Raw genomic sequence first — 20092 nt, 5'->3', positions numbered from 1 at the left:
ATCATCAGACCTTGTTGAGAAACCCGGGCTTCAGGCTGTCTGCCATGGCACCAAGCGCGCTGCCGGGATGAACGCCTTCCCGCATCACCAGATTGCGCAGCATGCCCGCCGACGACAGGGCCTGCAGCCCGCCGGCGCGCAGTAGCTGCACGGGCATGAAATCCGACAGGAGCGAGCGGTTCAGGAGATCGACGCTGATCGTGCGGGTGGAGATATCCAGCTTTCGCTTCGCGGCATAGCGCTCGCCGAAATCGGCGGCGATCGGCCCGGCAGGCGCCAGCATCTCAACCACGGTGGCGACATCGCGCAGGCTGAGATTGAGCCCCTGCGCGCCGATCGGCGGGAAGGCATGGGCCGCTTCGCCGAGCAAGACGGTGCGTCCCTTGCCAACCTGCTTTGCTTGCATGCCGGACAGCGGAAATGCCTGCGGCAGGCCGTCGACGATCACCTTTCCGAGCAGCGAGCCCATGCCGTCTTCCACGGCACGCGACAGCCCTTCCGGCGCCATGGCGATCAGCACGCTTGCCTTGTCCGGCCGCCGCACCCAGACGAGGCTGGAGCGCAGACCCGGCAGCGGCACTTGGGTAAAGGGCCCTTCCGCCGTATGAAACTCGGTCGAAATCGACTGATGCGGCAGCTCGTGAACGAGATTGAGAACGACCGCCGTCTGTGGATAGGACCAGGTCTTGGCCTCGATGCCGGCGGCGGCGCGAACCTTTGAGCCGCGACCGTCCGCGCCGACGAGAAGCCGGGCCGACAGGCGCGTGCCGTCACCAAGTGTCAGACGTCGCCCTTCCTGCGTTTCCTCGATGGTTTCGACCACCGTGGCAAATCGCGCAAGGCCAGGCGTCGCGGCGATGCGCTCTTCCAGCATGGCCAGCATGCCGGCATTGGGCATGTTGTAGCCGAAGGCGTAAAGGCCGATATCGGCGGCATGGAAGGTGACGGTCGGCGCGCGCAGCAGCCTCCCGGTGTCATCGATGATGCGCATGGTCGACAGGGGGGCGGCGAGATCGGCCAACCCGTCCTCCCACAGGCCGAGGCTGCGCACGAAGGCAATCGAGCGGTCCATCAGCGCGGTGGTGCGGCCATCCGTTGTCGCGGGCGGCGGGCCGATCAAAGCGACGCTGCGGCCGCTTGCGGCAAGGCCCAACGCTGCGAGTGCGCCGGCCAGCCCGGCTCCTACCACGGCGATCTCGAAGTCCTGCATGGGTCCCATTTCTCCGTCTTGCGTCGTGCTTTGGCTTCTCGCTGTCATCAGGGATACTTAAAGCGGCGCACGGGCGCCGCCAAGGCGCGATCTGCCGCAGGGGTGCCGCCGTCGCCCGCGCCGTCCACAGCGCAGCCGCATGCCCCGCCTGCCATGACACGCTTTTTGCTGGCGGCGGCCGGGAAAGGATGCATAGTAGGCGCAAGGTAACCCAGTATGGGCGAACCATAGAGAAACGACGCATGCACGCGACCGGTAGGTCCGACGTCCGCCATGAAGGACGGGTGAAGGGGCAAGGGATCGGCCGATGAAATTCTTCAATTACCGGCGTGTTCCCTACGCGGAAATTCGGGCCTTCTCCGTGCATGTGCTGACGGCCTCGGGCTCGTTCCTGGCTTTTCTCGGCGTGGTGGCCGCTGCCGAGCACCGCTTCGTCGATATGTTCTGGTGGCTGGGCTTAGCACTCGCCGTCGATGGCATCGACGGGCCGATCGCGCGCAAGGTGCGCGTCAAGGAAGTGCTGCCGAACTGGTCCGGCGACACGCTCGACAATGTCATCGACTATGTCACCTATGTGCTCCTGCCGGCTTTCGCGCTCTATCAGAGCGGCATGATCGGCGAACCCTGGTCCTTCGTCGCGGCTGGTGCCATCGTGGTCTCGAGCGCGATCTATTACGCCGATATGGGCATGAAGACGGACGAGTATTTCTTCTCGGGCTTCCCCGTCGTCTGGAACATGGTGGTGTTCACGCTCTTCGTGGTCCATGCCAGCGAGTTGGCGGCTTCGATCGTGGTTTTCGTTTCGGTGTTCCTCACCTTCATGCCGATCAATTTCCTGCATCCGGTGCGCGTCAAACGACTGCGCCCGCTCAATCTCACGGTCTTCACCATCTGGTCGGCGCTGAGCATCTATGCACTGCTTGCGCATTTCCGCAGCCCGGACTGGGTGATCGCCGGCGTGGTGGCGACCGGGCTTTATCTCTATGTCATCGGCTTCGTGCTGCAGATTTTCCCGAAGCTCGGGCAGAATTCCGAAGGACCGGCCGAGCCTTCATGAAGCGCTAAGGACATGGACCGGCTTCTTCGGCGGGCAGGGCCGGCATTGGCAAATCGGTTGCAATTTCGAGCTTAGATGCGATCGCAGGAGACGCGCCGGCGTGCCGGGCGCTTCTGCAAGCGGATCATCAGAGCGAAGAGGTGTTCTATGCCACAGGCCATCGTCGTGCGGGACCTCGGCGGTCCCGAGGTTTTGAAGCTGGAAGGCACCACGCTGCCACCGCCCGGGCCTGGCGAGGTGCAGATCCGCCAGGTGGCTATCGGCGTCAATTTCATCGACGTCTATTTCCGCACGGGTCTTTATCGCTCCGCCGCCGGTCTTCCCTTCGTGCCGGGCAAGGAAGGGGCGGGGATCGTCACCGCCGTCGGCAGCGGCGTCCTCAACTTCTCCATCGGCGACCGCGTCGCCTATGCCTCCTCCGATGGCGCCTATTCCAGCGAGCGCAATGTCGAGGCCTCGCAGCTGCTCCTCGTGCCTGAGGATATCGCGCTGGAAACCGCGGCGGCGATGATGCTGAAGGGCATGACCGCGCAATATCTGCTGCACCAGACCTATCAGGTGGGCCCCGGCACCACGATCCTCTTCCATGCGGCGGCCGGCGGCGTCGGGCTCATTGCCGGCCAATGGGCCAAGGCGCTTGGCGCAACGGTGATCGGCACCGCCGGCTCGGCGGAAAAGATCGCACTGGCGCTCGACCATGGCTACGACCATGTGATCGATTATCGCAACGATGATTTCGTCGCCAAGGTGGAGGAGATCACCGGCGGCAAAGGCGTGGACGTCGTCTATGATTCTGTCGGCAAGGACACGTTTCCCGCCTCGCTCGATTGCCTGAAGCCGCGCGGCCTATTCGTCACCTTCGGCAACTCCTCCGGTCCGGTCGAGGGCGTCAATCTCGGGATCCTTGCCCAGAAGGGCTCACTCTACGTCACCCGACCGACGCTCTACACCTATACGGCAACACGCGGGGCGCTTGAGGCGTGTGCAAACTCGCTCTTTGATGTTGTGCGCAGCAACAAAGTGCGTATCAATATCAACCAGACCTATGCGCTGGCCGACGCGGCCCAGGCCCATGCGGATCTCGAACAAAGAAAAACGAGTGGAACGACATTGCTGATTCCGTAAAGGCCGGGCAATTGCCTGTCGGAAGGGCTTTCAGGCCTTTCCGGCGCTGGCAGCGGCTTGCGATTGTGTCAAGGACTGCTTTTGAGGTTGGTTCCTTCAAGCAGTGCCGAGGCTGAGGCGGGATCGGTGGGAAAAGGGGAAGGCGTGGCGGCCGAAGGCGTTTTCGCTTACGCGACATTGCTGTCTGTCAGCAAGCTGACCAAGCTGTTCGGGTCGTTTGCGGCCTGTGACGGCATCGATCTCGATATCAGACCGGGCGAAATCCACGCGCTTCTCGGGGAGAATGGCGCGGGCAAGTCGACGCTCGTCAAGATGTTGTTCGGCGTTCTCGCGCCGACTTCCGGCAGCATTGTCTGGAACGGCGAGCCAGTGCGCATCGCCAGTCCGGCAGCTGCCCGCAAGCTCGGCATCGGCATGGTGTTCCAGCACTTTTCGCTGTTCGAAGCGCTGACGGTGGCCGAAAACATCGCCCTCTCGCTGGATGAGAAGCTGCCTTTGGCGCGCATTGCCGAACGTGCGTCCGAGCTCTCGCAGGCCTATGGCCTGCCGCTCGATCCGCATGCGCATGTGGCGGACCTCTCCGTCGGTGAGCGCCAGCGCATCGAGATCGTCCGTGCGCTCCTGCAAAATCCGCAGCTGATCATCCTGGACGAGCCCACCTCCGTATTGACGCCGCAAGAGGCCGATCGCTTGTTCGAGACGCTGTTCAAGCTGCGCAGCGAGGGCCGCTCGGTGCTTTATATCAGCCACCGCCTGGAAGAGGTGCAGCGCATCTGCGACCGCGCCACGGTGCTGCGCCATGGCAAGGTCACGGGTGCCTGCGATCCGCGCCAGGAAACGCCGGCCTCGCTCGCCCGGATGATGGTCGGCGCAGAGGTCGCCCATGTCTCGGCCGCCGGCACGACGACACGTGGCGATGTGCTGCTGGAGGCCCGCCACCTTTCGGCTGCCGCCCGCACGCCCTTTGCCGTGTCGCTGAAGGAGATCTGTCTCAAGGTGCGCGCCGGCGAGGTGCTGGCGATCGCTGGCGTCGCTGGCAATGGCCAAGGCGAACTCTTCGATGCCCTCTCGGGCGAATATCCGGTGCAGGCTGAGGAAACGGTGCAGATCCGTGGCAAGGCCGTGGGTCGCGAGGGCATCAATGCCCGGCGGCTGATGGGGGCCGGCTTCGTTCCGGAGGAGCGTCACGGTCACGCTGCCGTCTCGGTCCTCCCTTTGTCCGACAATCTGGTGCTTGCGCGCTACTGGTCTGACCGAAAGGCCTTTCTCTCCGGGCCGCTCGGCATCATTCGTTCAGGCGCTGTACGGATGGCGGCGCGACGCATCTGCGACGTCATGGACGTACGCAAGAGCGGTGACGATCCGGCCGCCGGCTCGCTTTCAGGCGGCAATCTGCAAAAATTCATCGTCGGGCGCGAACTCGACCGCCAGCCCGCCGTGCTGGTCGTCAACCAGCCAACCTGGGGGGTGGATGCCGGAGCGGCCAGCCGCATTCGCCAGGCTCTGGTCGATCTCGCCAAAGCGGGTTCGGCCGTGCTGGTGATCAGCCAGGATCTCGACGAAATCTTCGAGGTGGCGACCGAGATCGCCGTGATCAGCGAGGGCCGGCTCTCCGATGCCTATCCCGCCGGTGCGCTCACGCGCGAAAAGATCGGCCTGCTGATGGGCGGCCTGCAGGGCAAGACGGAGGCCACGGATGCGCATTGAACTGGAAAAACGCGCTAGCCCGTCGCAGGCATATGCCTTGCTGTCGCCCGTCATTGCCTTGGCGCTGACGTTGGTGGCAGGTGCCATTCTCTTCGCCGCGCTCGGCAAGGACCCGGCTCACGCGCTCTATGTGCTGTTCATCGGCCCTCTGACCGAGATCTGGTCGCTGCACGAGCTGGCGGTCAAGGCGGCGCCGCTGATCATGATCGGCGTGGGCCTTTCGGTCTGCTATCGCTGCAACAACTGGAATATCGGCGCGGAAGGCCAGCTGGTCATCGGCGCGATTACCGGTTCGATCATCCCCGTGCTGTTCAACGACTGGCATTCCCCACTCGTGCTGCCGCTGATGCTGGTCATGGGCATGATCGGCGGGGCGCTCTATGCGGCGATCCCCGCCTTTCTCAAGGCGCAGACCAACACCAACGAGATCCTGACCAGTCTGATGCTGGTCTATGTCGCCCAGCTTTTTCTCGACTGGATGGTGCGCGGTCCCTGGCGCGATCCGGAGGGCTTCAACTTCCCGGTCACGCGGCAGTTCCAGGATGAGGCGATCCTGCCGGAGCTGCTCGACTCCGGCCGCGCCAATCTCGGCATCGTCTTCGCCATTCTCGCGGCGTTCGCCATCTGGTTCATGATGCGCTATACGCTGAAGGGCTTCGAGATCAAGGTGATCGGCGCCTCCGAGCGGGCAGGGCGCTTTGCCGGCTTCTCGCGCAAGGGCATGATCTGGTTCTCGATGATGCTGTCGGGCGCGCTGGCCGGCCTTGCCGGCATTTGCGAGGTCTCAGGCGTCATCAACAAGCTGCAGCCGGAAATTTCGCCCGGCTACGGCTTCACCGCCATCATCGTCGCCTTCTTGGGCCGACTCAATCCGCTTGGCGTGATCGTCGCCGGCCTGGTTCTGGGGCTGACCTATCTCGGCGGCGAGGGCGCGCAGATCGAACTCAATATTTCCGACAAGGTGGTGCGCGTCTTCCAGGGCATGCTCTTGTTCTTCGTGCTGGCCTGCGACACGCTCTCGATTTATCGCGTGCGCCTCTCGCTTGCCCGCGCGGCCAGGGAGGCCTGAGAATCATGGGGATTTTCGAAAGCATCCTGCTGACGATCGCCACGGCCGCGACCCCGCTTCTGATCGCCGCCATCGGCGAGCTGGTGGTGGAGCGCTCCGGCGTCCTCAATCTCGGCGTGGAGGGCATGATGGTCATGGGCGCGGTCTGCGGCTTTGCCGGCGCCAGCCTGGCTGGCTCGCCCTGGATCGGGCTTTTGGCCGGCGTGGCTGCAGGCGCGGTCTTCTCGCAGCTCTTCGCGGTCCTCACTTTGTCGATTGCGACGAACCAGGTCGCCACCGGCCTGTCGCTCACCTTGCTCGGCCTTGGCTTGTCCGGCATGATTGGTGAGCCCTTCGTCGGCGAAGCGGGTGAGAAGCTGCCGAGCCTTTTCATTCCCGGCCTGTCGGAACTGCCGCTTGTTGGCCGGCTGGTCTTCGGCCAGGACCCGATCTTCTACCTCTCGGTGATCTTGGCGCTGGTCACTGCCTGGTTCCTGTTCCGCACCCGTGCCGGCCTGACCTTGCGGTCGATCGGCGACAATCCGGCCTCCGCCCATGCGCTCGGCATTGCCGTGATCCGCTATCGTTATCTCGCCGTGCTGTTTGGCGGCGCCTGTGCGGGGCTCGCGGGTGCGCATCTCTCGCTCGTCTACACGCCGCAATGGGTGGAAAACATGACGGCCGGCCGCGGCTGGATCGCGCTGGCGCTCGTCGTTTTCGCCTCCTGGCGTCCCGCACGGGTGGCGGCTGGCGCCTATCTCTTCGGCGGCGTGACCATTGGCCAGCTCCATGCGCAGGCGCTGGGCTTCGGCATTCCGTCGCAGCTCTTGTCCGCACTTCCCTATCTTGCCACCGTCGTCGTTCTCGTCATGATGTCGCGCAACAAGCGGCTGATGATGGTCAACACGCCCGCCTCGCTCGGCCGGCCCTTTGTGCCGGAGCGCTGATACCGGACCTAAAGCATCGGACCGAAAATTGGGAACCGCTTTTCGGCTAAATCCGACGCAAAAACAAAATCCTAGGGCATCGGACCGATTTCGGTTTTCGGTTCGATGCCTTAAAAAGACTCTACGGATCCAACCTCGAGAGGAAAACAACAATGAAAAAGATGATCATCAGCCTTGCCGTCGCGCTCGCCGCCTCCACGGCCGCCGTTTCGGCCCAGGCCGCCGACAAGACCAAGGCCTGCTTCGTCTATATCGGCCCGAAGACCGACGGCGGCTGGACGCAGGCGCATGATGTCGGTCGGCAATATGTCGAGAAGGAACTGGGCGACAAGGTCGAGACGCAATATGTCGAGAACGTGCCGGAAGGCCCCGATGCGGCCCGCGCCATCGAACGCCTCGCCCGCTCCGGCTGCTCGATCGTCTTCACCACCTCGTTCGGCTACATGGACCCGACCCTGCAGGTGGCCAAGAAGTTCCCCAAGGTGAAGTTCGAGCATGCCACCGGCTTCAAGACCGCGCCGAACGTCACCACCTACAATTCGCGCTTCTACGAAGGCCGCTACATCATCGGCCAGATCGCCGCGAAAATGTCGAAGACCGGCGTTGCCGGCTACATCGCGTCCGTGCCGATCCCGGAAGTGGTCATGGGCATCAACGCCTTCGAGCAGGGCGCCAAGTCGGTCAACCCGAACTTCAAGATGAAGGTCGTCTGGGTCAACACCTGGCACGATGCCGGCAAGGAAGCCGATGCGGCCAAGGCGCTGATCGACCAGGGTGTCGACATCCTGACCCAGCACACCGATTCGGCCGCGCCGATGCAGATTGCCGAGGAACGCGGCATCCATGCCTTCGGCCAGGCCTTCGACCAGATCAAGGCCGGCCCGAAGGCGCAGCTGACCGCGATCATGGACACATGGGGCCCCTATTACGTCAAGCGCATCAAGGCCGTCATGGATGGCACCTGGAAGGGCGGCGAATCGTCTTGGGACGGGCTGAAGGACGGCATCCTGACCATGGCGCCCTACACCAACATGCCTGATGACGTGAAGAAGATGGCCGAAGACACCGAAGCCAAGATCAAGTCAGGTGAGCTGCATCCCTTCACCGGCCCGATCAACAAGCAGGATGGCTCTGCATGGCTGAAGGCAGGCGAGAAGGCTGACGACGGCACGCTGCTCGGCATGAACTTCTACGTCGAAGGCGTGGACGACAAGCTGCCGAAGTAAGCATCTGGCCCCTGTGCCGTAACGCATGTGGAAAATTCAGCCCGGCGGTTCCAGAGGAGCCGCCGGGTTTTGCATTCCGGCTTCCCGTCATTCCCTCGACGCGCATCGTATCGATCACATGGTGTTCACGAGACTGTCATCGCCGCTTGCTAGCGCAGGCTTGTTCAGCGACCATTCTCATGAGGATATCATGACCAAACTTCTTTATTCGACCGCGCTTGCCGCCGGCCTGTTCGCCTCTCTCTGTCCCGCCATGGCGGGCGACGCCGCGCATCCGACGCATGTCGCCAAGCCAGTCGAAAAGGTCGATGGCCAGCCGGCCGAAACCGTTCTTTCGCCTGAACTTTCCCAGATCGCCGTCGCCAAGGGCGCGATGAAGCTCGACGGCGCCACCGGCATCTTCCACTCCTATGGCTATCAGGGCGATGGTCCGCTGGTGCCGGCGGCTGGCGACCAGCAGTCCAAGACGCATGACGTCGAGGCGGTCAAGACCGAGCCGGACAAGAACACCTATCTCGTGCTGGAAGGGCAGAAGGGCGCGGACCCGGCCTATGATTACGGCACGCATTTCCTGTTCCAGGGCCATGAGTCGGCCGTCAAGATCGACGGCAAGCCGCAGGGCTACTTTACCCGAATCAATCTCGATGCCGACGAAGCGCATCGTGTGACGCTGATGGCGACCCACGATATCGAAGGCCAGCCGTTGGAGACCTATGACGGCTCGACCTGGGACCCCTTTGCCAAGAAGCTTCTGCTGACCGCCGAGGAAGGCAAGCAGGGCGGCGTCTGGATCGCGACGCTCGATTATCCCTCAAAGGTCACGACGCTGCATGGTGTTTTTGGCCATGCGTCCTATGAAGGCGTGCAGATCGACAAGGATGGTAACATCTGGCTGGTGGAAGATGCCGGCGGCAAGACCTCAAAAACGCTGGAAAAGGCCAAGCAGCCGAACTCCTTCGTCTACCGCTTCACGCCGAAGGACAAGACCGATTTGTCCAAGGGCGGCAAGCTCCAGGCGCTGCAATATTCCGCGCCCGATGGCACCCCGGTCACCTTCCATGCCGACGATGTCGACGGCGACATCAAGTCGGCCGGCATCAAAGCGCTTCACACCTATGGTACGGCGCTAAAAGCCAAGTGGGTCACGGTGCATGACACCGACAAGGACGGCACCGAGCCCTTCATCGCCTATGAACGCGCCCGCGCAGCCGGCGCTTCGCCGCTGAAGCGTCCGGAGAACGGCCTGTTCCGCCCGGGGAAGGATTTCACCGAATTCTACTTTACCGAGACCGGCGACACCAATGTCAAGACGGCTGCTGGTCGCGAATATGGTGGGTTCGGCGCGGTTTTGAAGATCAAGCAGGCCAACCCGTCCGCTGATGATGCCGAGCTTTCGCTGGCATATCTCGGCGATGTCGCCCATTCGGGCGTCGACAACCTGGCCTTCTGGGATGGTGATACCATCGCCGTCGTCGAGGATGACGGCGACACCGCGCATAGCCAGCGCAAGGCGCTCGACAGCGGCTATCTGATCGACCTGAAGGCGGATTATGCCAAGGGCGCCGAGCCTGTCCGCTTCATCGCCGAAGGCCGCGATCCGTCCGCGACGATCGACAGCGCGCTGAGCGAAAAGGGCGAGGAAACCGGCTTCAAGAACGACGGTGACAACGAACTGACCGGTATCCACGTGTCCGACGGCAATGCGACGATCGAGGGCCTGTTGGGCATGAAGGTTCCCACACCCTTCGCCAATGGCTGGCGCGTGTTCTACACGCAGCAGCATGGCGACAACATCACCTACGAGATCGTCGCCAAGAAGTAAGCTGAAACGCACTTAACTGCCTGAAAAAAAGCGCCGCTTGTCCCTTTCAGGCAGGCGGCGTTATGATTTCGGACGGCACGCGGTCCGCCTACGCGTCTCGTTTGGCAATTCCTCTGAAAACCCGAGATTCCATCTTTACAATAGTATTACTGTATGATTTTTTGTGCCCAGCTGTTGAGGAGCAGCGTTTAGGGAGACTTTATCATGACGTTGAAGACTGCACTTGCCAGTGCCACGGTTCTGGCCGCCTGCCTGTTCGGCTCCGCCCATGCGGCGGATATGACGGTCGGCTTTTCACAGATCGGCTCCGAGTCTGGTTGGCGCGCCGCCGAGACCACGCTGACGAAGCAGCAGGCCGAAAAGCGCGGTATCGATCTGAAGTTCGCCGATGCTCAGCAGAAGCAGGAAAACCAGATCAAGGCCGTTCGTTCGTTCATCGCCCAGGGCGTGGACGCGATCCTGATCGCACCCGTCGTCGCCACCGGTTGGGATGAAGTGCTGACCGAGGCCAAGGATGCCAAGATCCCGGTCGTTCTGCTCGACCGTACGGTCGATGCGCCGAAGGACCTCTACCTGACGGCAGTGACCTCTGACCTGGTTCACGAAGGCAATGTCGCCGGCAAGTGGCTGGTGGACACCGTTGCCGGCAAGCCCTGCAATGTGGTCGAGCTTCAGGGTACGACCGGCTCGTCGCCGGCCATCGACCGCAAGAAGGGCTTCGAGCAGGCGCTGAAGGGCCACGACAACCTGAAGATCGTCCGCAGCCAGACCGGCGACTTCACCCGCACCAAGGGCAAGGAAGTCATGGAAAGCTTCCTGAAGGCCGAAGGCGGCGGCAAGAACATTTGCGCACTCTACGCGCATAATGACGACATGGCCGTCGGCGCCATCCAGGCGATCAAGGAAGCCGGTCTGAAGCCGGGCAAGGACATTCTCGTCGTATCGATCGACGCTGTTCCGGATATCTTCCAGGCCATGGCTGCCGGCGAAGCTAACGCCACGGTCGAGCTGACCCCGAACATGGCCGGCCCGGCCTTCGACGCACTCGCCGCCTATAAGAAGGATGGCAAGGAGCCGCCGAAGTGGATCCAGACCGAATCCAAGCTCTACACCCAGAAGGACGACCCGAAGGCCGTCTATGAGCAGAAGAAGGGCCTGGGCTACTAAGCCTTTGAGCTTGCGGCCGGCGGCGGGAACTCTCTCCCGACGCCGGTCTTTCGGACCGATCGCCCGGCCTGCGCGATGTCTTCGACCGGATGCGATCTGGCGACGAGCTGCGCGCGAAATGGAGATATCGCTGCATCTCCTGCGCGTTTTGGGCGCGGGATCTTGCCGTCGCGCCGGCTTCCCCGGGGTCACGCGCTGTCTTTCCGGGCCGCTTGGCGCCTCCGTGCCTGCCTGAACATGGCTTTGCCTCCAGGCAATACACATCATTCACAGAAGGGACAGTTGGATGGCTTCGTCCGCCGTTCTCACCGCCACCGGCATCGTCAAGACCTTTCCGGGCGCCCGCGCGCTGGATGGCGTCGATTTCGAGCTGCGTCGCGGTGAAGTCCATGCGCTGCTCGGCGAAAATGGCGCCGGCAAATCGACCCTGATCAAATGCCTGACGGGCGCCTACCGCCGCGACGGTGGCCGCGTCGAGCTCGATGGCGTGCCGATCGACCCGCGCGATCCGCTGGACGCGCAAAAGCTCGGCATCGGCACGGTCTATCAGGAGGTCAATCTCCTGCCCAATCTCTCAGTCGCGGAAAACCTGTTTCTCGGTCGTCAGCCACGCCGCTTCGGCCTCGTGGCGCCCGGCGAGATGAACCGGCGCGCCCGGGCGCTGCTGGCGGGCTACGACATGGACATCGACGTCAGCGCACCACTGGCGAGCTATTCGGTCGCCGTCCAGCAGGTGATCGCCATTGCCCGCGCGGTCGATCTCTCCGGCAAGGTTCTCATTCTCGATGAGCCGACGGCAAGCCTGGATGCGCAGGAAGTGCGCATGCTCTTCCGCATTGTGCGCGACCTTCAGGCGAAGGGCCTGGGCATTGTCTTCATCACCCATTTCTTCGAGCAGGTCTATGCGATCTCCGACCGCATCACCGTGCTGCGCAACGGCCGTCTTGTCGGCACGCGCGAGACTGCGCAGCTGCCGCGCAAGGATCTCGTCACCATGATGCTCGGTCACGAGCTGCATGCCACCGAAAAGGCAGCCGATACGCATGTCGAGAATGCCGGGCCGGTGCGCTATGCGTTTCATGGACTTGGCAAGACCGGCAAGATCAAGCCCTTCGATCTTGAAATCCGCCAGGGTGAGGTGGTCGGTATGGCCGGGTTGCTCGGCTCGGGCCGCACGGAAACGGCGGAGCTGCTTTTCGGGGTCGAGACCGCCGACAGCGGCACATGCGAGCGGGAAGGCGAGCGTCTCTCGCTGGCATCGCCGCGTGCGGCGATTGCCAGAGGCTTCGGCTTCTGTCCCGAAGATCGCAAGGTCGACGGCATTATCGGCGATCTCTCCGTGCGCGAAAATATCGCCTTGGCCCTCCAGGCCCGACGCGGCTGGATGCGCCCGCTTTCGCGCAAGGAGCAGGACGCGCTGGCAGATCGTTACATCAAAGCGCTGGATATCCGCACCACCGACCGCGAGAAGCCGATCCGCCTCTTGTCGGGCGGCAATCAGCAGAAGGCGATCCTCGCGCGCTGGCTCGCCACCAATCCGGAATTTCTGATTCTGGACGAGCCCACGCGCGGCATCGACGTTGGCGCCCATGCCGAAATTATCCGGCTGATCGAGAGCCTCTGCGCGCAAGGCATGTCGCTTCTGGTGATTTCGTCCGAGCTGGACGAGCTGGTCGCCTATAGCCATCGCGTCATCGTCTTGCGCGACCGCGAGCATGTGGCCGAACTGGTCGGCGGCGACGTGACCACCGAAAACATTGTCGAGGCGATTGCCGGACAGGACAGGAGACGCGCATCATGAGTGGCGCGAAGGCTTTGGGCTGGCGGCTTCTGCCGCAGATCGTGGCGCTGGTCGCCATCCTCCTGCTGATCTGGCTGAGTTTTCCCGGGTTCTTCACCGTCGAGATGCAGAATGGCCGCCTCTATGGCAGCCTGATCGACGTCATGAACCGCGGTGCGCCGGTGGCGCTGTTGGCGGTGGGCATGACGCTGGTGATCGCCACGCGCGGCATCGATCTCTCGGTCGGCGCCGTCATGGCCATCTGCGGCGCCGTTGCCGCATCCTCCAGCGTGCGCGGTGATCCGCTCGTCGTCACCCTGGCCATGAGCCTGGGAATCGGTCTTCTCTGCGGCTTGTGGAACGGCGTTCTCGTCGCCTTCCTGAATATTCAGCCCATCGTCGCCACGCTGGTGCTGATGGTGGCCGGACGCGGTATCGCCCAGCTGATCACCGAGGGTGCGATCCTCACCTTCAACGATCCGGGCCTGATCTTCATCGGCAGCGGCAGCGTCTTCGGCCTGCCCATGCCTGTCGTGCTCTGGCTGGTCTTCGGCATAGCCGTGGCGTTGATCGTTCGGCGCACCGCGCTTGGCCTGATGATCGAGGCGACTGGCGTCAACCGGCGGGCGGCCATGCTCTCCGGCATCCAGGCGCCGGCCTTCCTGATGTCGGCCTATATGCTTTCCGGCTTGTGCGCCGCGCTCGCCGGCCTGGTCGTCACCGCCGATATTCGCGGGGCCGACGCCAACAATGCCGGTCTCTGGCTTGAGCTGGATGCGATCCTGGCCGTCGTGGTCGGCGGCAACTCGCTGCTGGGCGGTCGCTTCAGCATCATCGCCTCGCTGATCGGCGCCATGATCATCCAGTCGGTCAACACCGGCATCCTGCTTTCGGGTTTTCCGCCGGAATTCAATCTGATCATCAAGGCGGCGATCATCGTGCTGATCCTTCTGATCCAGTCGCCGCGCATGTCGCATCTGGCCGCGTTCGCCAAGCCCGCCGGGCCGGCTGCGCCAGCCGTCGGCATGCAGAAGGACAAAACGATCGAACGGACCGCGCCATGAATGCCAAGACCCTTCCGCTCTATGCAACGCTGGTGATCTTCGTCGTCGCCTTCGCCCTCTGCGCCTTCCAGTATCCATCGATGCTGTCGACGCGGGTGATCGGCAATCTTCTGACCGACAACGCCTTTCTCGGCATCGCCGCCGTCGGCATGACCTTCGTCATCCTGTCCGGAGGCATCGACCTCTCGATCGGCTCGGTCATCGCCTTTACCGGCGTGTTCCTGGCGGTCGTTCTGGAGCGGACCAGCATCCACCCGCTCTTTGCCTTCGTGCTGGCGCTGGCCATTGCGACAGCCTTCGGCGCGGTGATGGGGGCCATCATCCATTTCCTGGAAATGCCGCCCTTCATCGTCACGCTGGCGGGCATGTTCCTGGCGCGGGGTATGGCCTTTGTCCTGTCGATCGACTCGATCCCGATCCGCCATCCGTTCTATGCGACCTTGAAGAGCCTCTACTGGGTGATGCCCGGCGGCGGGCGGCTGACGCTGATCGGCGGAGCCATGCTGGTCGTCTTCGCTCTTGGCATCCTCATTGCTCAGCGCACGCGCTTCGGCACCAATGTCTATGCGCTGGGCGGCGGTGCCCATACGGCAGCGCTGATGGGCGTGCCGGTCGGCCGCACCACCATCGGCATCTACGCGCTCTCCGGCTTCGTCGCTGGCCTATCCGGCATCGCCTATTCGCTCTACACCTCGGCCGGCTACTCGTTGGCGACAGTCGGCGTTGAGCTGGATGCCATCGCCGCCGTCGTCATCGGCGGAACGCTCTTGACCGGCGGGGCCGGCTTCGTTGGTGGCACGCTGATCGGCGTGCTGATCCAGGGGCTGATCCAAACCTACATCACCTTCGACGGCACGCTGTCGAGCTGGTGGACCAAGATCCTGATCGGTGGTTTGCTGTTTGCCTTCATCCTTCTGCAGAAGGGCATCCTGTCGCTGTCCAGGGGTGGACGGGCACTGAGCGTGAAGGGGGCATAAATCTTGAGCAAGGGGCTGCTGGAGACGGTTATCAGCGGCGAGGGCACGCGCACCAGCCATGGGCAGGTCGTTCTCGCGCTCGGCCAGGCGATCGTCTCGGGGGAATACCCCGTCGGTGCGACTCTGCCGGGCGATGCCGAGCTGGCCTTTCGCTTCAAGGTCTCGCGCACCGTGCTGCGCGAGGCGATGAAGACCCTGGCTGCCAAGGGCCTGGTGGTGGCGCGGGCGCGCATCGGCACCCGGGTCACGCCGCGCACCGCCTGGAACCTGTTCGACGGCGATGTGCTGACCTGGCATTTCCACGCCGGGATCGACGAGGCCTTCCTGCGGCATCTGCGAGAGGTGCGTCTCGCCTTCGAGCCCCATGCCGCAGCCCTTGCCGCGCTCAATGCCAGCGAAGCGGAAATCAGCAATATGATGCGGCTGGCGGTGGCGATGGGCGATCCCGACCATACCGCCTCTTCGCTGGCCAATGCCGACCTGAAATTCCATCTGGCCGTGGCGGACGCTTCCGGCAATCCGTTCATGCGCACGGTCGGCAGCTTGATCGAAACGGCGCTTGCCAGCGTCTTCAAGCTGAGCTCACCGGCCTCGGGCCGCGAACGTATAGACGAGGTTGCGCGTTCGCATATCCGCATCGTCGAAGAGATCAGCCGGCGTGACGAGGCGGGCGCCCGCGCTGCCATGGAAGACGTCATCCGTGTCGGTCATGACCGCGTTCACAAGGCGCTTGCCACAACGCCAGAAGCGCTTTCCACCTCCTGAGCGGCGGGAATTTCGCTTTCGCGCGGTGATCACACCTGTACGCAGATCATCCCCAGCTATTCCATGCCGCCAAAAAAGACGATCGGCCGCAGAGGCTTATCCAGAAATGGTGGCCGGCATGCGCAGCTTTCGCGCTTGCTGGACTTGCCCCGCCGGCCTATGTGATGCGACATTGCGCCGGCCCGCCATCCTGATCACTCGGGTTAGGCGAGCGGTTTTTTCCGAGGATATATGTCCGAGCTCGTTGTTATTTTTCTTCTTCTCCTGGTCAATGCCTTTTTCGCCATGTCCGAAATGGCGATCGTTTCCGCCAGTAAGCCGCTTCTGCGGCAGATGGCGCGCCAGGGCAATGCCCGTGCCGAGGTGGCACTGGCACTGGCCGAAGATCCCGGCCGTTTTCTCTCGACGGTGCAGGTCGGCATCACGCTTGTCGGCATTCTGGCAGGCGCCTACGGCGGGGCCACCATCGCCGATCAGCTGGCGCCGGTGCTGAACGATATTTCCTGGATCGCGCCCTATGGCAGCCCCGTTGCGGTGGCGATCGTCGTGTCCCTGATCACCTATCTGTCCGTCGTCATCGGCGAACTCATCCCGAAGCAGCTGGCGTTGAAAAATTCCGAGGCGGTGGCGATGTTCGTCGCCCGTCCGATGTCGATCCTGTCGCGGATCGTCGCGCCCGTCGTCTATTTGTTCGAGGCATCGGCCGGCCTGGTGCTTCGGCTTGTCGGCGCCAAGGAAGACAAGGATGCCGTGACCGAGGAGGAGGTGCAGGCGATCATGGCTGAAGGCGTCGAAAGCGGCGCCATTGAAAAGTCGGAGCATGAGATGCTGCGCCGGATCATCCGGCTCGGCGACCGCAATGTGAAGACCATCATGACGCATCGCACCGAGGTGAATTTCATCGACTCCGATGACAGCCTGGACGAGGTGCGCGCCAAGATCGAGAGCAGCGCCCATTCGCGCTATCCGGTGATGGATCCGGCCACGGGCGAGGTGCTGGGCGCGGTGCTGGTCAAGGAAGTGCTGAACAGCCCCGTGACGCCGAGCAGTTTTTCCGTACGCAATTTCGTACGCGAGCTGCACACATTGCCGGAGACCGCCTCCTGCCTGAAGGCGCTGGAAGCCTTCAAGTCCTCGCGGATCAACATGGCGATCATCGTCGACGAATATGGCAGCATCGAAGGCATTCTGACGCTGGCCGATATTCTGGAAGCGATCGTCGGCGTCTTGCCGTCCAATTACGACGATCTGGAACATGCGCTGATCCGGGAACGCGAGGATGGCTCCTATCTGGTGGATGGACGCACGCCGATCGATGAGGTGATCCTGACCATCGGCATCGAAGAGATCGAAGCGGATGGGCGTTATGAGACCATCGCCGGCTTCCTCGTGCAGGAGCTGCGCAAGACCCCGGAAGAAGGCGATGTGACCGAGGCCTTCGGCTATCGCTTCGAGGTCATCGACATGGACAGCCGGCGGATCGACAAGATCCTTGTGTCGCGGATCGCGCCCGCGGCCTGATGCCTCGATGGCAACGTTCCGGTAGTCAGATTCGGAGCAATGCTTGGGATTGAACAGTTCATCGGCCGCGCGGATGGCGAAAGACCAGATCGCTCGGCTTATCGCGCGCCGCCTTTGGATCGAGAACGGCACCTAGCCGGCGTGCGACGGCGGCCGAAGCGGCATTCTCGGCCGAGACGTAGCTGACGAGCGTTTGCAGATTCAGTTGGTCGAAGGCCCAGCGCCGCACGGCGAAAGCGGCCTCCGTGGCATAACCCTGTCCTTGATGCCCATCGTAAAGCATCCAGCCCATTTCCGTCTCTGCGAAGAGGGGCCCGTTGTTGAGGAAAATCTGCCCCAACACGTCGCCCGTCTCGGTGTGGACGATCGTCAGAGCGCCATAGCCGAACAACGTCCAGCAGGCCACGCCATGACAGAACATGTGCCAGGCACCAGGCTCATCATACGGACCGCCAACGCCCGCGGCACGCGGTGATGCGAGGAAGCGCGCCATCCGTGGAAAATCGCCGATGTCAGGCACGCGCAACGTCAAACGCGTCGTGGTCAGAACCGGATGATCGAACATTTTCGCCACTCCCATCATGCTGAGCATCCAGCGCTCCGACCCGCAGAAAAGCGAAGACGGGCGCGACGGCCGTGAACCTGCACAAAAGCAAAAAGGCCGGGACATGCCCGACCTTTTCTTCAATCTTCGCCTGAACGGCAGCTGCTAGTTCATCCGTAGTCAGCTTGTTCATGCGAAGTATGTCACGAAAGCCATGGATAAAGGCTTAATGTCACGAGCATGTGACACGAAGCTTGCGCGGGCCTGATCTCATCAAGAAAAATGGCGGTTCCAGGCCCTGTTTTTATGCAGAACGAGCCTTCGGTAAAACCTTTGCCGCTCAGACCGGCCGCAGAAGCAGAATCGGGCAGGGGCTGCCGGCTTCCAGTGCCGGCGCGGCGACCGGACGGACGATCAGGGCATCGGACGCGGCGAAGACCCGCATCATCGAACTGTCCTGGCGTGGAAAGGCGTAGGCCATCAGCCGGCCGTCATCCTGGCGAACCAGCCGGGCGCGAATATAGTCCTGGCGCGTGTCATTGGCCGGTAGAGCCTCGGCGAGCACCGCCTCTCCCGCGCGCGAAGGCGGGTCTCTGCGGGCAAGGCGGGCAACCAGCGGCTCCAGAAACAAAAGCGCACAGACGAGGCTGGAGACGGGATTGCCCGGCAGGCCGAGCACATGCATGGCATCGAGACGGCCGACCATCAGCGGCTTGCCCGGGCGCATGGCGATCTTCCAGAAGTCGAGCTCCATGCCGAGCGAGACCAGTGAGGATTGCACGAGATCATGATCCCCGACCGATGCACCGCCAAGGGTGACCAGCACATCGGCGCCGGCCCGGCGCGCTCGTCCCACGGCCTCTGCAATAGCCTCTGCGAGGTCCGGAACGAGGCCGAGATCAATGACCTCACCGCCATTCTCCCGTACGAGCGCTGCCACACCGAAGCCGTTGGAGGCGACGATTTGATCCGCCCCGGGGATCGCACCGGGCGGCACGAGTTCGTCCCCGGTGGATATGATCGCGACGCGCGGGCGCGCGAAGACCGGAAGTGTCGGGCAATTCATGCCGGCCGCGAGTGTTAACCGGCCGGCATCGAGGCGCTCGCCCGCAAACAGCAGGGTTTCGCCCTCGGCAAAATCCTGTCCGCGTGGCCGAATATGCCGGCCTTTAATTGGCGTAAAGCGGGTGCGGATGCGATGTCCGTCCAGCACCTCGGCATCTTCCTGCATCAAGACGGTGTCGGCGCCATCCGGCAGGGGCGCACCGGTGAAGATGCGGACGGCCTGAAACGGGCCGACGCGGCCGGAAAAGCCGTGGCCGGCGGCGGATTGGCCGATCACGGTCAGTTCCGTCTCGCCCTCAGCGATGTCCTCGTGGCGCAGTGCATAACCGTCCATGGCGGAATTGTCGAAGGCCGGAAAGGTGACCTTGGCCGAGATATCCTCGGCCAGCACCAGCCCCTGCGCTTCGGACAGCGGCAGATCGATATGTCGAGCGATCGGCTGGGCGGGATCAAGCAGGCGCGCCAGCGCCTCATTGACGGGAAGCAGCGCCATCAGCCTCGATCCGCCCTGTGATAATCACCTGACGCCCCGCCGCTTTTCTCCATCAGACGGATGCCGCCGATCTCCATCTCCCGATCCAGCGCCTTGGCCATGTCATAGATCGTCAGGCACGCGATACTCGCAGCCGTCAGCGCCTCCATCTCCACGCCCGTTCGGCCTTCGACGCGGGCAAGCGTCTCCACCCGCAGGCCCGGCAGGGTCTCATCCGGCGTGATATCGACCGAAACCTTGGAGAGCATCAGCGGGTGGCAGAGGGGGATGAGGCTTGCTGTCTGCTTGGCGGCCATGATGCCGGCAAGCCGCGCGGTGGCGATCACATCGCCCTTCTTCGCGTTGCCGGCCCGAATGGCGGCCAGGGTCTCTGGCATCATGCGCACATGGCCTTCGGCTCTGGCGATGCGCACCGTCTCGGCCTTGTCTCCGACATCGACCATATGGGCCGCGCCTGCTGCGTCGAGATGGGTGAGACTGCCTTCAGCCATGGATAGTATCCTTTCAGGCGCCGACCGGCCATGCGATCATGGTGCCATGCGCGCGGCCCACCATCGGCGTTCGACCAAGCCGC

Annotated in this window: 17 protein-coding genes; 13 read left to right on the top strand and 4 right to left on the bottom strand. The window is 63.2% G+C overall.

Annotation, left to right across the window (positions count from 1 at the left end; all coding sequences use genetic code 11):
- Window positions 1–4: 4 nt before the first annotated feature.
- Window positions 5–1210, bottom strand: a complete 1206-nt coding sequence (locus BMX61_RS03465) for a UbiH/UbiF family hydroxylase (RefSeq protein WP_075627863.1) — start codon at window positions 1208–1210, stop codon at window positions 5–7.
- A gap of 307 nt (window positions 1211–1517) precedes the next feature.
- Between BMX61_RS03465 and pcsA the strand changes: the two genes are divergently transcribed.
- The 13 genes from pcsA (at window position 1518) to BMX61_RS03400 (ending at window position 17416) form a co-directional block, all read left to right on the top strand.
- Entirely contained in the window at window positions 1518–2267 is a 750-nt protein-coding gene (pcsA, locus tag BMX61_RS03460; RefSeq protein ID WP_075627567.1) for a phosphatidylcholine synthase, read from the top strand.
- A gap of 147 nt (window positions 2268–2414) precedes the next feature.
- The gene (locus tag BMX61_RS03455) at window positions 2415–3392 is read left to right on the top strand and encodes a quinone oxidoreductase family protein (RefSeq protein WP_075627568.1); all 978 of its coding nucleotides are present in this window, start codon (window positions 2415–2417) and stop codon (window positions 3390–3392) included.
- 126 nt (window positions 3393–3518) lie between these two features.
- Entirely contained in the window at window positions 3519–5099 is a 1581-nt protein-coding gene (locus tag BMX61_RS03450; RefSeq protein ID WP_234794582.1) for an ABC transporter ATP-binding protein, read from the top strand.
- A complete protein-coding gene (locus tag BMX61_RS03445) occupies window positions 5089–6168 on the top strand; it encodes an ABC transporter permease (protein WP_075627570.1) in 1080 nt (359 codons plus the stop codon). The genes BMX61_RS03450 and BMX61_RS03445 overlap by 11 nt, the downstream gene beginning before the upstream one ends.
- A gap of 5 nt (window positions 6169–6173) precedes the next feature.
- Window positions 6174–7094 (top strand): ABC transporter permease, encoded by a 921-nt coding sequence (locus BMX61_RS03440; RefSeq protein WP_092742267.1) that lies wholly within the window; start codon window positions 6174–6176, stop codon window positions 7092–7094.
- A gap of 152 nt (window positions 7095–7246) precedes the next feature.
- Window positions 7247–8320 carry a BMP family ABC transporter substrate-binding protein gene (locus tag BMX61_RS03435; RefSeq protein WP_075627572.1) on the top strand — a complete coding sequence of 358 codons (1074 nt, stop codon included), beginning with the start codon at window positions 7247–7249 and terminating at the stop codon, window positions 8318–8320.
- 190 nt (window positions 8321–8510) lie between these two features.
- A complete protein-coding gene (locus BMX61_RS03430; protein WP_075627573.1) occupies window positions 8511–10142 on the top strand; it encodes an alkaline phosphatase PhoX in 1632 nt (543 codons plus the stop codon).
- A 204-nt stretch (window positions 10143–10346) separates the two neighbouring features.
- The gene (gene ytfQ / locus BMX61_RS03425; protein ID WP_075627574.1) at window positions 10347–11309 is read left to right on the top strand and encodes a galactofuranose ABC transporter, galactofuranose-binding protein YtfQ; all 963 of its coding nucleotides are present in this window, start codon (window positions 10347–10349) and stop codon (window positions 11307–11309) included.
- Between the two features lie 286 nt (window positions 11310–11595).
- Window positions 11596–13110 carry a galactofuranose ABC transporter, ATP-binding protein YtfR gene (ytfR, locus tag BMX61_RS03420; RefSeq protein ID WP_075627575.1) on the top strand — a complete coding sequence of 505 codons (1515 nt, stop codon included), beginning with the start codon at window positions 11596–11598 and terminating at the stop codon, window positions 13108–13110.
- A complete protein-coding gene (locus BMX61_RS03415; protein WP_092742264.1) occupies window positions 13107–14153 on the top strand; it encodes an ABC transporter permease in 1047 nt (348 codons plus the stop codon). Before ytfR ends, BMX61_RS03415 begins: the two co-directional genes overlap by 4 nt.
- Entirely contained in the window at window positions 14150–15130 is a 981-nt protein-coding gene (gene yjfF / locus BMX61_RS03410) for a galactofuranose ABC transporter, permease protein YjfF (RefSeq protein ID WP_075627577.1), read from the top strand. The genes BMX61_RS03415 and yjfF overlap by 4 nt, the downstream gene beginning before the upstream one ends.
- 3 nt (window positions 15131–15133) lie before the next feature.
- A complete protein-coding gene (locus tag BMX61_RS03405; protein WP_075627578.1) occupies window positions 15134–15895 on the top strand; it encodes a FadR/GntR family transcriptional regulator in 762 nt (253 codons plus the stop codon).
- 231 nt (window positions 15896–16126) lie between these two features.
- Entirely contained in the window at window positions 16127–17416 is a 1290-nt protein-coding gene (locus tag BMX61_RS03400; RefSeq protein ID WP_075627579.1) for a hemolysin family protein, read from the top strand.
- A 58-nt stretch (window positions 17417–17474) separates the two neighbouring features.
- On the opposite strand, the gene BMX61_RS03395 is transcribed toward BMX61_RS03400, so the two are convergent.
- From BMX61_RS03395 to moaC, 3 genes are all read right to left on the bottom strand, one after another.
- Window positions 17475–18008, bottom strand: coding sequence for a GNAT family N-acetyltransferase (locus tag BMX61_RS03395; protein WP_234794581.1), 534 nt, complete (start codon window positions 18006–18008; stop codon window positions 17475–17477).
- 292 nt (window positions 18009–18300) lie between these two features.
- A complete protein-coding gene (locus BMX61_RS03390) occupies window positions 18301–19518 on the bottom strand; it encodes a molybdopterin molybdotransferase MoeA (RefSeq protein ID WP_075627581.1) in 1218 nt (405 codons plus the stop codon).
- Window positions 19518–20009 (bottom strand): cyclic pyranopterin monophosphate synthase MoaC, encoded by a 492-nt coding sequence (gene moaC / locus BMX61_RS03385; protein WP_075627582.1) that lies wholly within the window; start codon window positions 20007–20009, stop codon window positions 19518–19520. The genes BMX61_RS03390 and moaC overlap by 1 nt, the downstream gene beginning before the upstream one ends.
- Between the last annotated feature and the right edge of the window lie 83 nt (window positions 20010–20092).

The sequence above is a fragment of the Xaviernesmea oryzae genome (assembly GCF_900109605.1).
Taxonomy (GTDB): Bacteria; Pseudomonadota; Alphaproteobacteria; order Rhizobiales; family Rhizobiaceae; genus Xaviernesmea; species Xaviernesmea oryzae.
This window is presented reverse-complemented; position numbering and strand designations above follow the sequence as displayed.